The 13,441-nt window shown below is 49.3% G+C and carries 18 protein-coding genes, 1 tRNA gene and 1 riboswitch; of the genes, 7 read left to right on the forward strand and 12 right to left on the reverse strand.

Going from position 1 to position 13,441, the window contains the following annotated elements:
• Positions 1-3: 3 nt before the first annotated feature.
• Positions 4-594: a thymidine kinase gene (locus PK629_01325; GenBank protein ID HOP10112.1), complete on the reverse strand. Its 591-nt coding sequence runs from the start codon at positions 592-594 to the stop codon at positions 4-6.
• A gap of 146 nt (positions 595-740) precedes the next feature.
• Between PK629_01325 and udk the strand changes: the two genes are divergently transcribed.
• A complete protein-coding gene (udk, locus tag PK629_01330) occupies positions 741-1,358 on the forward strand; it encodes a uridine kinase (protein HOP10113.1) in 618 nt (205 codons plus the stop codon).
• Here the strand turns inward: udk and PK629_01335 are convergent.
• The 3 genes from PK629_01335 to PK629_01345 form a co-directional block, all read right to left on the reverse strand.
• A complete protein-coding gene (locus PK629_01335) occupies positions 1,327-1,884 on the reverse strand; it encodes a GNAT family N-acetyltransferase (GenBank protein ID HOP10114.1) in 558 nt (185 codons plus the stop codon). The genes udk and PK629_01335 overlap by 32 nt on opposite strands.
• Before the next feature lie 42 nt (positions 1,885-1,926).
• Entirely contained in the window at positions 1,927-2,427 is a 501-nt protein-coding gene (locus PK629_01340; GenBank protein ID HOP10115.1) for a Gx transporter family protein, read from the reverse strand.
• A gap of 129 nt (positions 2,428-2,556) precedes the next feature.
• Positions 2,557-2,913 carry a NusG domain II-containing protein gene (locus PK629_01345; GenBank protein HOP10116.1) on the reverse strand — a complete coding sequence of 119 codons (357 nt, stop codon included), beginning with the start codon at positions 2,911-2,913 and terminating at the stop codon, positions 2,557-2,559.
• A 76-nt stretch (positions 2,914-2,989) separates the two neighbouring features.
• Between PK629_01345 and PK629_01350 the strand changes: the two genes are divergently transcribed.
• Both PK629_01350 and PK629_01355 read left to right on the forward strand, forming a co-directional pair.
• Positions 2,990-3,985: an FAD:protein FMN transferase gene (locus tag PK629_01350; GenBank protein ID HOP10117.1), complete on the forward strand. Its 996-nt coding sequence runs from the start codon at positions 2,990-2,992 to the stop codon at positions 3,983-3,985.
• 21 nt (positions 3,986-4,006) lie between these two features.
• Entirely contained in the window at positions 4,007-4,945 is a 939-nt protein-coding gene (locus PK629_01355) for an AEC family transporter (protein ID HOP10118.1), read from the forward strand.
• Between the two features lie 67 nt (positions 4,946-5,012).
• On the opposite strand, the gene PK629_01360 is transcribed toward PK629_01355, so the two are convergent.
• A complete protein-coding gene (locus tag PK629_01360; GenBank protein ID HOP10119.1) occupies positions 5,013-5,489 on the reverse strand; it encodes a MarR family winged helix-turn-helix transcriptional regulator in 477 nt (158 codons plus the stop codon).
• Between the two features lie 166 nt (positions 5,490-5,655).
• Between PK629_01360 and PK629_01365 the strand changes: the two genes are divergently transcribed.
• On the forward strand, positions 5,656-6,342 hold the full coding sequence (locus tag PK629_01365; protein HOP10120.1) for a hypothetical protein: 687 nt from the start codon (positions 5,656-5,658) through the stop codon (positions 6,340-6,342).
• 247 nt (positions 6,343-6,589) lie between these two features.
• A tRNA-Leu gene (locus PK629_01370) sits at positions 6,590-6,676 on the forward strand.
• Between the two features lie 117 nt (positions 6,677-6,793).
• Here PK629_01370 and PK629_01375 read toward each other — a convergent pair.
• The 3 genes from PK629_01375 to crcB are packed head-to-tail and all read right to left on the reverse strand — an operon-like array spanning position 6,794 to position 9,486.
• A complete protein-coding gene (locus PK629_01375) occupies positions 6,794-8,032 on the reverse strand; it encodes an MFS transporter (protein ID HOP10121.1) in 1,239 nt (412 codons plus the stop codon).
• A gap of 39 nt (positions 8,033-8,071) precedes the next feature.
• Positions 8,072-9,091 carry a glycoside hydrolase family protein gene (locus PK629_01380; GenBank protein HOP10122.1) on the reverse strand — a complete coding sequence of 340 codons (1,020 nt, stop codon included), beginning with the start codon at positions 9,089-9,091 and terminating at the stop codon, positions 8,072-8,074.
• Between the two features lie 17 nt (positions 9,092-9,108).
• Positions 9,109-9,486, reverse strand: a complete 378-nt coding sequence (gene crcB, locus PK629_01385; protein ID HOP10123.1) for a fluoride efflux transporter CrcB — start codon at positions 9,484-9,486, stop codon at positions 9,109-9,111.
• 44 nt (positions 9,487-9,530) lie between these two features.
• Positions 9,531-9,601, reverse strand: a riboswitch (Fluoride riboswitch).
• A 175-nt stretch (positions 9,602-9,776) separates the two neighbouring features.
• On the opposite strand from crcB, the gene PK629_01390 reads away from it, so the two are divergent.
• Together PK629_01390 and PK629_01395 are read left to right on the forward strand one after the other, a co-directional pair.
• On the forward strand, positions 9,777-10,454 hold the full coding sequence (locus tag PK629_01390) for a peroxiredoxin (protein ID HOP10124.1): 678 nt from the start codon (positions 9,777-9,779) through the stop codon (positions 10,452-10,454).
• 18 nt (positions 10,455-10,472) lie between these two features.
• A complete protein-coding gene (locus tag PK629_01395) occupies positions 10,473-10,778 on the forward strand; it encodes a ferritin family protein (protein HOP10125.1) in 306 nt (101 codons plus the stop codon).
• A 72-nt stretch (positions 10,779-10,850) separates the two neighbouring features.
• Here PK629_01395 and PK629_01400 read toward each other — a convergent pair whose 3' ends face one another.
• The 4 genes from PK629_01400 to PK629_01415 form a co-directional block, all read right to left on the reverse strand.
• On the reverse strand, positions 10,851-11,846 hold the full coding sequence (locus PK629_01400) for a hypothetical protein (GenBank protein ID HOP10126.1): 996 nt from the start codon (positions 11,844-11,846) through the stop codon (positions 10,851-10,853).
• Between the two features lie 28 nt (positions 11,847-11,874).
• Entirely contained in the window at positions 11,875-12,207 is a 333-nt protein-coding gene (locus tag PK629_01405) for a PadR family transcriptional regulator (GenBank protein ID HOP10127.1), read from the reverse strand.
• Positions 12,208-12,342: 135 nt separating this feature from the next.
• Positions 12,343-12,783, reverse strand: coding sequence for a GNAT family N-acetyltransferase (locus PK629_01410; protein ID HOP10128.1), 441 nt, complete (start codon positions 12,781-12,783; stop codon positions 12,343-12,345).
• A 39-nt stretch (positions 12,784-12,822) separates the two neighbouring features.
• Positions 12,823-13,335, reverse strand: coding sequence for a leucine-rich repeat domain-containing protein (locus PK629_01415; GenBank protein ID HOP10129.1), 513 nt, complete (start codon positions 13,333-13,335; stop codon positions 12,823-12,825).
• Positions 13,336-13,441 lie beyond the last annotated feature (106 nt).

The following is a 13,441-nucleotide window of genomic DNA, read 5'->3' on the forward strand; positions in this document are numbered from 1 at the left end:
AATTTATTCCTGCTCTTGCTGGCTCTTGATTTTATTGCGCCAGCAGCGGTGGCACATGGCGACATAGCTTTCGTTGCCGCCCAAAAAGACCTGTTCGCCGCTGGTGATAACGTTGCCGGCGGCGTCCAAACGTGCGTTGACAATCGCTTTAGCTCCGCAGGCGCAGATGGTTTTGATTTCGGTGATCGATTCGGCAACTTCCATCAGCCGCTTGCTGCCGGGGAACATATGCGTTAAAAAGTCGGTGCGAAGCCCGAAACAGATAACAGGTACATCATAGTCATCCACGATTAAGCGGAGCTGATCGACCTGTTCGGACGTCAAAAACTGTGCCTCGTCAATGATAATCACCGAGGTCTCACCGGGTTTTCGGGCTAAGAAAGCCTTGAGAAGATCAAAATAAGCCGGTACAACTTCAGCTTTGGCTTCAAGTCCAACGCGTGAGCAGACAAGATCGTCACCGTCGCGGGTATCCACCGCGGGTTTCATCAGCCAGACCGACATGCCGCGTTCCTCGTAATTAAACTTTGTAATCAGCGCCTGTGCGGATTTGGAACTGCCCATTGCACCGTATTTGAAATAGAGCTTCGCCATGAAGGATGGCCTTCCTTTCTTCTCTGTTGCTTCGCAGTCATTATATCAGTGGCAAACGATGAAGTCAATCGGCGTTTTTCACGAAAATCGGCTTTGAAAATTTGAAAAGAAAAGATTTTAATCTGCGAAAGGCGGTTATAAACAGCATGTCCCAAGTTCTAATGATCGGCATCGCCGGCGGTACCGGCAGCGGAAAGACCACGATCACGCGCCATCTGTGCGAGCGGTTCGGCGAAGATGTGGGGGTGGTCTATCATGATAATTATTATAAACAACACGACGAACTGCCGTATGAGGAACGCTCTAAACTCAATTACGACCACCCGAACGCATTCGATACCGATTTGATGATCGAACACCTTCAAACACTCAAAAACGGCAAGGCGATTGAGTGTCCGGTTTATGACTTCTCCATCCACAACCGCATCGACCGTACGGTTACAATTCCGCCGGCAAGGGTGATTGTCGTCGAGGGTATTCTGGTTTTCTGCGAAAAAGCGCTGCGGGATCTGTTGAATATCAAAATCTACGTCGATACCGATGCCGACGTACGGGTACTGCGCCGGGTGATGCGTGACGTCAAGGAACGCGGACGCAGCATCGAGAGCGTGGCGGAACAGTATCTGAAGACGGTCAAACCCATGCACGAGGCCTTTGTCGAACCGAGCAAGCGTTACGCCGACATCATCGTACCCGAGGGTGGCTACAACTCGGTAGCCCTCGAGATGATTGTTAATCGGATTGCAAAGCACTTGAACGGTTGAAATTCGGTGTTAATTTATAATAGTGAAAATCAGTCATTTCTCCGTCATAATCAATACGGCGTTCTCCGTCGTACTTGAAACCCAATTTGCTGATAACACGATTTGAAGACGCGTTATCATGCTTGACGATCGCGATAAGGTAGGGGATTTTTGTGTTTTCAAATGCCCACTCAATAAGCGTTTGCGCGGCTTCGGTTATGTAACCCCGGTTTTGAAATTCATCTGACAATGAGAATAATATTTCGATTTCTCCGTCGAGTTCCTGTTTGGGCGCAATACCGATTAAACCCGCACATGTGCGGGTTTCTTTTATTTCAACAGCTAAAACGATACAAGGGATACCGATATCGAACTTTTTCTCGTTGACCCATTTAATCCATTTCAAAGCTTCTTCTTTTGTTTCGAGAACCATATCCGACATATAATGCGCTACGACAGGTTGCTTGCTGTTTTGACTTGCTGCTTCTGCATCTTTTTCGGTAAATTGTCTCAGGATAAGACGATTGGTTTCAATAGATATACACATGATGATTCTCCTCCTTTTTTAATCAGCGATACGGTTTCCGATCTACAATTTTGCTTTCGGTAAATAGCGCAATGTCGCTGCGGCAATCGCGCCGGTGAGAAGGCCGGTCAGGACTGCTGCGATCAGCAGCCAGGGTAAATAAGCCCAGACGGCCTTTGAGGCGGTCATCAGCTGTGCCGCAAACAGCTGCCCGACAATATGCACCGAGGCTGCCGCCACGCTGACCCCTGCAACCCCCAGTCGCTTGATACGTGACAGCGGGATTTCGATTGCCATCGCCAAAAAAGCGCCGAAAAAGGCATAGATAAAGCCGGAAAGCCCGCCGAACATCAGATTGACAAGAACGATGCGCAGAAAATTGATCCCTACTGCGGGTTTTATTCCGTCATGATACAGCAGCACCAAAATCGCCGCATTGGCAAGCCCAAGCTTAATTCCGGGCACCGGAAGCGGCAGCACAATCAGTCGTTCCAGCCAGCCCATCAGAATGCAGAAGCAGAGAAAAATCCCGTAATAAGCAACTTTTTTGGTGCGTACCGTCATTCGGCAACCTCCTTTCGAATCGGATGTAGGGGCGCACCTATGTGTGCGCCCGCCGGCATGATACCGGTTTAAAAGCGTCATAATCTATGGACCGTTTGCCTTAGCGAGTGTGCTGCTAGTACCCCTACATTATCCTGCTATTGCGTCAGGTGTATTGCCGGAAATAATTTCGACGACAACGCGGTTTGGGAGGCAGATGATGCTGCCGCGTGTGATCTTACCCATCTTCAGGCAGTAGCCATCGGGACAGTCGGCGTGGTCCATCCAGACCTTGCCGCCTTCAATGCGCACCGAGTTGTGTTCGTCGACGACGATTAGATTGTCCTGATTGATCGGGTAGATGCCAACCAATTCTCCGTTTTTAGTAATTTTAACACTGGTACCGGAACCGCCGTCGGCAGAGAGCAGCAAAAAACCCGCAGCGGAAGCCACGAGAATCAGGATGACAATGAGAATATCCAGTTTTTTAAGAAACGGCTTTTTCATCTTCCTATGCGCCTTTCACCTTGACAAACAGCTGGTTTGGTTTTACAATAACTACATATTATTTCGGAGGTGTGCGATGCGCCGCTTTATCTGTCTGCTGTTTTGCGCTTTATTGCTGGTTGTTCCGATGAGCGGCTGCGGTTCGACTACACTGATGTATACCACAACGGTGTTCGGGCAGACCCTCTCGGTGAAAATTTTTCGGCAGACCGATGATTCGATTTTAACACAGATTGCCGAGGTGTGCAAGCGGGATGAATTGATCTATTCCGCCGAAAATCCCGACAGCGAGTTGTATGCGCTTAACCTGACCGACGATGAAGCCACCTCTGTTTCGGACGAATTGATGCGAATGATCCGGCTTGCGGTTTATTATAACGAACTCTCGGGCGGTATGTACGATTTTACCGCCTCTCCCTTGGATGCGCTTTGGGATTTTTCACAGGCGGAGGTTCCGAAAGAGAAAGATCTTGACGAGGAATTGGAGCGTGTCGGCATGATCAATGTCACACTCGGAGCCAATACCGTCACACTTGACAACGGCGTGGTCATCGATTTCGGCGGGCTTGCAGAAGCCAAATTGATCTCTGATTTATCCGAGCTGCTCTCCGGGCTGGAGGTACGCGCCGAGATTACCATCGGCGACCTGATCTGTGTCATCAACGAGGAAGAGGGCAAAAAAATCGGTTTGGAAATGCCCTATAACGACGATATCGATTCACTGGGTACGATCACATTGACCGGCAGCCGTACTGCGGTAACGCTGCGCGCTGACGACGGATTTTTACTCGAAGGCGTACGTTATCATAAATTCCTCGACCCGACAACCGGGATGCCTGCGGCGACCGATTTGCTGGCTGTAACCGTGATTGCACCGACTGCCACGCAGGCCTATGCCATGGCGCAGACCATCATTCGTACCGGTCTTTACTCCGGCCTTGAATTGACCGGGAAAGTGGTCGGAGGGGACGCGCTGATGATTACTGACGGACTTGAAATCAGAGTGACCTCGGGCTTCACCGAGACTTATACGCCCGACTTCGCCATCGCCTATACCGAACAGGTCAGATAACCGAAAGGGAGAACATTTTTCATGGTTGACACACTTGCGCTGCTCAAAGCGGTAGCGCTGATGATATTATTCATCATCCCCGGTTTCGCGCTTCGAAAACTGGGTTTTGCCGACGGTACCGTTGCCAAGGGCTTTGCCAACACCATTTTATACATAACGCAGCCCGCGATGCTGATCGTGCTGTTCATTCGTCCCTATGACGCCTCCATCATGAAAACGGCGGCTTGGGTCTTCGGGTTTAGTATGGTGGTACACGCGTTTTTTTATTTGATTATGATGCGGTTTTTCAAAAAGGCGCCCGAGAAGATCGCTAAAGTCAGCCGCTTCGGCGCGATATTTTCAAATGCCGGTTATATGGGCATTCCGGTTATTGTGGCTGCACTCGGAAACGAAGCCGGTATTTATGCTTCGGTTTATATCATTGCGTTTAACATCTATGCGTGGTCATTGGGCGCATTGGTTTACAGCGGAGACAAGAAATACATATCCGCTAAAAAGGTCTTCATTAACCCCGCAACCGTGCCGATTTACATCGGGCTGCTGTTTTTCCTGTTGCCGATCGATCAATATGTGCCGACGCTTGTGGTGGACGGTCTGACCACGCTGAAAGAAACCGTGGCACCGATGGCGATGATGCTGATCGGTATTCGGCTTGCCGACGTTAAAATCAAGTCCGCGTTCAAGGATAAATGGATGTGGCAGACGCTTGCGATTCGTCTGTTTTTACTGCCGGCGATCGCCTGGGGCATTATGCGTGTGGTCGGTCTGACCGGATGGTTTGCCGATATCACCGCAATGACCGTGGTGTTGATCTGCGCCTCGACGCCCTGTTCCACGATCACCAGCATGTTCGCCGAAAAATTCGACTGCGAACCTGTCTATGCCAGCAAAATCGTCTCAATCAGCACGGTGTTTTCGGTACTGACGATTCCGTTGGTGTCGCTTTTGTTGAAAATATAGACTTTTACGGATGAATGGCGTTCGCTCATAAATCATTCAAGCGTAAAGGAGTGGGCTTCACGATCGCCTAAAGTTCGTTTTCTGTAATTAAACTGACGATTTTTAAAAAGGCTTTTGCCCCATCGCGCATGGTTTTAATATCGTCCTTTGCGTTTTGTTCGATAAAAGAGTCGATATACTGCATGCGGTTCATGATATTCTCGGCTGCAGTGAGTCCTTTTTCGGTCAGGATTAAATTGACGACGCGTTCATCAACCGAACTGCGTTCGCGGCGTAAAAATCCCTGTTGTTCCAGACGCTTGCACAGCGTGGAAGCATTACCCTGATACAGCGAAGCATGTTCAGCCAGACCCCCGACCGTTGTGATTTTACCGTGTTTAATTCCCATCAGAACCCGCGACTGCAAAAAGGTCAACCCCTGTTTTTGCGCGTATGGTTCCAAAATGTTTTCGTTAAAGGCTTTTAAAGCGCTTAACATTTCCCAAATACCGCTGTGCAGCTCTCCGTGTATTTTTTCTTTCCGGTGTTTATCTTCGTTTTCCATAAAAACCTCAATTTCCATATTCGGCAGAATATATTTATGATATATTCATTTTAGCAGTTTTTCGTAAAAAGTCAATTTGCTTTTTTTATAATTGCGTGATATAATAAATCGCTGCCGAAATGGCAGCTGTAAACCATTCTTTGATTGGTTTGACGGGAGGGTTATTATGAGGCGTTTTGTCCCCGTGTTATTATTGGTTCTGGTTTTGGCATTAGCGGCATGCTCCGGTACGGCGGAATCCACGCCCACATCCTCGCAGACCTCTTCTGTGGTCCTGACCGGTATGGTGGATGTTTATGACGCCGATACCCTGATGAATGCGGTACGCAGCAGTGATACGACCGGCGTCAACATTAAAGCTGACATCACCATCGGGCTTTCGAGCATCGAGGAGTTTGAAAAACAGGGCTTTTTGATGGTGATTGACCAAGGTGTAACTGTTACGATGGTAGATAACTTCATGCCGGTCTATTTCGGCACAGACAGCATCAACGGCATTATTAACAACGGAACGCTTGTTATCACCGGCACATTTGAATTTGCCATGTTGACTTTTGAAAACAACGGCACCATGCGTATTGCGGCAGACGGCATGCTGGCACCTTGTTACAGCACGATTGTCAATAACGGCGAGGTTGTGATCGATGACGGCGGGGAATTGCGACTGGAACGCGATACTACGTTCAACAACGCCGCGACCGTGACCAATAACGGGATTCTCAAAATCTCCAGCGACGGCGGCGTGTTCAATAACCTGGAAACCGGAACAATTGTCAACAACAAAACGGTGGTCAGCGTCGGTACCTACACCAACGCAGGCCAGTTCATCGGCGAGGGCGAGCCGATGCAATAAGTTTTTCCCCATAGGGAATAGTCTCGACCATCTATTTTAAGATAAAACAGATCAAGAGATCCGAAGAATTACACTCATTAATTTAAAATAGTAAGAAGCTTTTCAGCAGCGTCTGAAATATTTCCAATGAATCGCTTCAGCGATTCCTAAATTTAATAGATCCGCAGCGTAACGCTCCTAAATTAACAGAATACAGAAATATTTCAGCAACGTCTGAAATATTTCAAGAGAATGCGAAGCATTCTTTGCCGCCGTGGCGGAATTGGTAGACGCCAGGGACTTAAAATCCCTTGATGGCAACATCGTGTCGGTTCGAGCCCGACCGGCGGCACCACGCATGAAAAATCTGTCGACTATGTCGGCAGATTTTTCGTTTTTTATCAGGGGATGAACCATAAAAGACCAATAAAATGGTTGAAACGGCGCGTCAAGGATGCCGGCCCTACACAGGTTAAATTTTCTGAGAATTTTTCGAAGAGAGATAATAAAACGGGATCGCTGCAAGCTGCGCAGCGATTGAGACGGCGATCATTGCCGGAATGCTCACATCATATAAAACGCCCAGCAGCCAGCTTCCCATAAACCAGAAGATGCCGAAAGCGAATTCAAAAATCCCGTAACCGGTGGCGCGGCTGTCCTTTGGGATTATCGTAGAGACGACGGCTTTCAGAACGGACTCCTGCGCGCCCATGCCGATACCCCAGAGGATGATACCGGCAAGCAGCATCGGAACGGATTTGAATGCGAAGATGAAAAATGCGAAAGGCGCGGAGATCGCGGTGGATAAAATCAACGCACGATAGCCCTTTTTGTCGTACATGATTCCGAAAATCAGGGCGGAGAAAGCGTCCACCAGCATGGCGCCGGCATACAACAGCGGCAGCGTCCCGCTGTTGACCAGCGCGGAGGTATCCGACAGGCCGGAAGTCAGATTGGTGAATTCCCGCGAGACATGCATGAGGACCAGCGAATAATCAATGAAGCCGAAGGCAAATAAACTGATGCCCGCGATATAAAAAAGGAAGCGTTTTTCAAATTTAAAGGGCGCGCTTTTTTCGGGTTCCGGCTCGAAGCGTTCCGGATTGGGGAATTTGCGCTTCGTCACAAACAGCATGATGATCGTCAGCGCCGCCGGAACAGCCAGAACCGCAAAACAAAACGCATAAATCCGATAGGTCGAGCCGCTCGTTTTGAACAGCATGATCAGATACAGCAGCACCGGCCCTAAAAAAGCGCCGATCTGATCCAACATCTCATGAATGGCAAAACTCTTACCGGCGCCTTCCTGAGAGGCCGCGAAGGACAAAAGGGTGTTTTTAGCCGGTTTTTTGATGGCCTTTCCGGCCCGCTCGGTGATGATGAACACGCAGGCGAGAATCCAACCGTTTTCACCGACCAGCGCAAGAGCCGGCACCGCCAGCACGTCGATGATATATCCGATGATTGTGATCGGCCAATATTTTTTCGAGCGGTCGGTCAGGCGTCCGAACAGATAACGCAGGGAATAGCCCACCAGTTCGCCGAGACCGGAGATAAAACCGATCGTGGCGGCCGAGGCGCCGAGCAGCGTCAGATATGCCCCGTTGATGCTGGCCGCGCCTTCGTGCGTCATGTCGGAGAACAAACTGACCATGCCGAACAATAGGATGAACAGCATCGCCGGAGTCAGTTTTCGCAGTTTTTCTTTCAATCGCTCAGATCCTTTTAGTTATATTCCGTCTCTCGTTTATTATGGGTTTCGGAGCAGAAATTGAATGTTTTCTGTGGATGATCTGGCTGGATCAGAAGAAAAAGCACAAAGCAAAGCGATCGGCTTGCCGTTTTCAAATATCAGCTGCGGGCGGTCAAGCAAATCCGCATGCTGTGTCTTGCCGTCTTCCCAGACCACGTCAAGCGTATACGCGAGTGGATTCTTTGAAGGCTGCCAATCGACCCCATCAACTGACTCAAATAAAGCGATGCTGACGGTTCCGGTCTTGGTGAAATAACCGTGAAAGTCCTTCACGAGGGCATAAAAGCGGTCGTCTTCATACCAGATGAAGGGGTCTTCAACCGACCAGGCATTTTCGGGATTGACCATAATCGACCCGTTGAATTTTTGAAAAGGACCTTCGGGATTTTGCGCCCATGCTGCTCCGCAGACGACGGCTCCGCCGACCGGAGGGACACCTTCGGCTACGCTTTTATAGACCATATAAATGTTTCCGTCGCCTCCTGCGGTCACCGCCGGATTGCTGACCATCAGCCCATCATAAGAACCCGGCGTCACGTTGATAACCGGATTGTCGGATGAATGCCAAGGGCCTGCCGGGTGCAGCGCCCATGCGGCGCCGATGCGCTGGTTGTTTCGATGCGCCCACCAGTGTGTCTGCCAATGGGAATCGCCCCATTCTGTTGAAAGGGCATCTTTGCGCTCACCCTCGGGGGTTCCGCTGTTTTGCATAAAATAAAGCCAGTATTTACCCCCATGTTTGATCATGGTGGGATTGTGCAGAACTTCGGCGCGATTGCCCAAAAGCGTGATATCGTGCATATAGCGATAAGGGCCGTCCGGGGCATTGGATACGGCATAACCGAATGAGGAATCGGTTACCCATCCTTTAAATCCTTTTTCCTTGGGCCACTTTGAAAAGATCATATGATACAGGCCGTCGCGGTCTTTTTGAACACATGCACCCCAGACATAAAAACCTTCGAGCGAAAACACGGAGCGATATTTTAACGGCAGAATTTTCGAAGCAAAATCCATATGTTCTCCTTTGATGATTAAAACGAGTACTGCTTGCCGATGATCCATTCGGCGAAAAAGATTGCGGCGATGCAGCACAGGACGCTTGCCGCAATATAGGCGGCGGCGATGCCCGTTTTGCCCGATTGAAGCAGCTGAACGGTCTCGTGCGAAAAAGTCGAAAAAGTTGTAAAACCGCCGCAGAGACCGATTCTGAGAAATAGTACAAGTTTTGGATTCAATCCTGTTTTTGCCGAGAGCGCGGCGACAATTCCGATTAGAAACGCCCCGACGATGTTGACAAGCAGCGTGATGACCGGGAATCCGTTCTGGGACCGGATCGGCAGAAATCCCGCCAGATACCGCAGAACCGCACCGAAAAATCCGCCCATACCCACAAATAACAAATCCCGCATAAAATCCTCTTTCTACACAAAAAGAGCCGAAAGCCCCCTGTTGGTTTTTTGCAGAAGTCATCAGCCGTTCGGCGGTTTCGGTTGCCCGCGGGAGCACTTCATTCCCATTGAATTGATTTTATCATAAAAAATCGTAAAAGCAATGATAAATCTTGGTTAGGGGCTGCAAACCGCAGAGGTTTGTGGTATAATAAAGTCAATCTATTTCCACATTCAGGGTGATAACATCACGGAGAGAGGCATCCGGAGGTGGTAAAATGAGACCAAACCAAAACGAAGGAGGGTTTGTCATGGAAGAAAACAACACATACAAAATGCCGCTGATCGGCGATCAGGCGCCGGCTTTTCAAGCGGTTACGACGCAGGGAAAAATCAATTTCCCCGAGGATTATAAGGGAAAGTGGGTCATCTTGTTCTCCCACCCGGCGGATTTTACGCCGGTCTGTACAACCGAATTTATGACCTTCACCAGCATGATCGACGAGTTCAAGGCGATGAATACCGAGCTGATCGGGCTTTCCGTCGACTCGCTGTATGCCCACATCGCGTGGCTTCGTAAGATCAAAGAACTCGAATGGAAGGGTATGAAGAATCTTGAGGTCACCTTCCCGCTGATCGAGGACATCCGTATGGAGGTCGCCAACAAGTACGGCATGATCCAACCGGGTCAGTCCAATACCCAGGCCGTCAGAGCCGTGTTCGTTATCGATCCGAAGGGTATTATTCGCCTGATTCTCTACTACCCGCTGACGACAGGTCGCAACTTCGACGAGATCAAACGCGTCATTCAGGCATTGCAAAAATCGGATAAAGACGGCGTGGCAACCCCCGCCGACTGGCGTCCGGGCGACGATACCATCGTCCCGACCGCGGGTTCCTGCGGTACCGCCAAGGAGCGTATGGAGAGCAAGAGCGACGACACCTACTGCCTTGACTGGTTCATGTGCTTCAAGAAAGAGAAAAAATAAAAGTTCGGAGGGTTTGCTATGCCTGAATTCGGAAAACCGTTTGCGGGACTTGCAAAAGACCGCAAACTGACAAAACCGGAACTGATCCGCGCCATCCGCTTTATGGTGGCTGCGGAATACGAAGCGATCCAGTTGTATATGCAGCTGGCCGAATCGACAGACGATAAATTGGCGATCGAGGTTTTGGAGGATATCGCAAACGAGGAGCGCGTGCATGCGGGCGAATTTTTGCGGCTTCTGAAAGAACTCGCACCCGACGAGGAGAAATTCTATGCCGAGGGCGCCGACGAGGTCGAAGAGGAAATCGAAAAACTGAAAAAGTAATTTTTCACAGAGAGAAGCGGCGAAGGAAATTTCCTTCGCCGCTTTTTTATTGCGTGTTTCGATACAGGGTCATCAGTCGTGTTTGATGGTTCTTACGGCGGTAATCAATGTTTCGAGAATCAATGCGACGAACACAATGCATACGAGCAGGACGTTGAGATTTTGAAGCGGCCATGAGATGAAATGAATATCTCCGAAAGAGATTAATTGTCCGATGTTTGCGATAAAGTCGGGATTCATGAGGTTTTGGTTCAGGAATACGATGGGGAACGCAATCAAAGTCACGGTGTTTGCCACGGCGGTGACGATTGCAAGCCGGGGGGTGTATTGTCCGTCCACCAGTTTAATCGCCCCTTTGATGAGAGCAAAGACCGACCACAGCAGAATCAAAAACCAAAATCCGCGCAGCACTTCGGCGTTAAATACCGGAACCCAGCCGACGTCTTGCAGCCACGCGCCTAAAATCTGCGGGAATCCGATCAAAACCACCGCAGCGAAAAGCGCCCATATCATGTCGAAAACGGGTTCATAGGGTTTGATCTGTGCGTTTACTTTGGGCACGGGCAGCAAATTCGTGAACATATCGTCCGTTTTCAGCCCCGCTTTCTTGCGCTCCAAAACGGCAAAGATGATGGTGATGACGCCGAAGGCCTGGAATGCGCCCGCCAAGGCGCCGCCGAGAATTTTGACGAGGGTCTCACCGACAAACAGATAAGTGACAGATCCCGGGTTCCATTCCAAAAAGGCGGCCAGCAGACCGGCAAAGGCGATGCCTGCCGCTGCGATGGGCAGAACCAACCGCAAAATCCGCCGATACAGCATCAGATAGGCCCCAGAGATCAGGGCTTTGTTTTCGTCTCCGCTGTATTTGGCAGCGAGTTCTTCGGGTGTGCCGAGTTCGGTCAGCACAGCGCGGATGTCGGCTTCAGCGGGGGTTTTATCGCCGCAGTGCGCTTCGAGCATTTCGGCGATTAGACCGTCGAGTTCTTTTTCCACATCGCTCCGCGCTTTTTCCGGCAGATAGCGCGTGACCGCATAGATATAACGTGCAATCAAATCATTTTGCATATCAAGTTCATCCTTTCTGATATTGAAACTAATTTCCCAAAATACGATTCAGGTCTGTTACAGTGGCTTGCCAATGGCTTTTCAATTCAGCCAATACGTCTTTGCCGAAGTCCGTGGTGTTGTAATATTTACGGGGCTTGGCGCCGTCGGTATTCCAGACGCTGAACAAAAGCCCCTGGCTTTCCAGCCGCCGCAAGAGCGGGTAGAGGGTGTTGGCTTCGATTGCAATGCCGGTATCAGCCAGTTCGGCGATCAGGTTGTAGCCGTAGGTCGGTTCACTGAGCTTGGCGAGTACGCAGAGGATCAGCGTCCCCCGGCGCAGTTCCAGTAAAAAACCGGATATGATTTCATCGCGTTCCATAATCATCACCTCACACACGATGTTGTAATTTGAATTATACAGTGTATCGCACACTATGTCAATAGAGAAAATAAAAAAATATTAAAAATTATTTTTTAGCAAAGAAAAACCCCGGGGGTTTTTCACGCTCAGGGGTCATTTGACTTCCAAAAGATAATGGGTTTCGGTTTCGCCGTATATGGTAAATCCGAGTCGATGATATAAAAATCGGGCGGGGTTTTCTTTATAAGTTTTTAAGTAAGTTCGAACGTTGTTGATTCTATTCTCTGCCAGCTTGTCTTTTAAAATCGCGGATCCGATCCCCTGATTCTGATATTCGGGCAGGATCGCAAACAGACCGATACAACAATCGCCGTTTTCATCGGTATAGCAAGTGAACAGCCCGATATCTTTACCGCCGACTTGTATGATGTTCATATCATCTATGAGTTTGTTCATTTCTTTTTGCAGTGCGCGTTTTTGATATTCGTCTTCCCAGCCGTAAATAATTTCGACATACCACCGAAAGCACTTTTCCTTCAGCGAATAAAGAAAATCATAATCCGATTGGGTGCATTTTCTGAAACCGTATTGCATGATGGTTATCCTTTTTTGTTTTTGAGAAAAAAACGCGTACTATTTCAAATAATGCACATTGACGTTCGGGCAGCCCTCAAAGGCCTTGGGGTTGATTTCAATGCTTTTGCTATGTACATAGACATCCCGTAGGGAAGTGCAGTTTTTAAAGGCCCAGGCGAGAATTTGGTCGGTACCCGCAGACAGATAGACCGATTTCAGATATTTGCATTCGTTGAAGGCGAACATACTGACCGTTTTAACGCCCTCGGGCAGCTCGACGGTCTCTAGCCCGCATCTAGTGAAGGCATACTGCCAGAGGTTGACAAGTGATTTGCTGAGGCGCAGTTCTTTCAAGCTCCAAAGCCCGTCAAAGACGAAACCGCCGATATCGGTGACGGTATCGGGCATTTCAACATGGGTGATCTCGGGGTGGCGCTTGAAAATATCATCAAAAATTACGGTGAGCTTTCCCGCGCATTCGGGAATGACGACGGAGGCGTCGTTGCCGACATACCCGGTGAGGCAAAAGCTGCCGTCGTCGATCATCCGATAATAAAACTTGCTGCTCATAGTTTCCCCCTGTGTTTATATTTTTAATTATTTCTATTACGTCAGCGGGAGAGTAGGAAGCGCGCGCTATGGGGTTTTGGGTGGGATGTTTTATGACGCGGTCGTG

It is taken from the genome of Oscillospiraceae bacterium, assembly GCA_035380125.1.
Lineage (GTDB): Bacteria > Bacillota > Clostridia > Oscillospirales > JAKOTC01 > DAOPZJ01.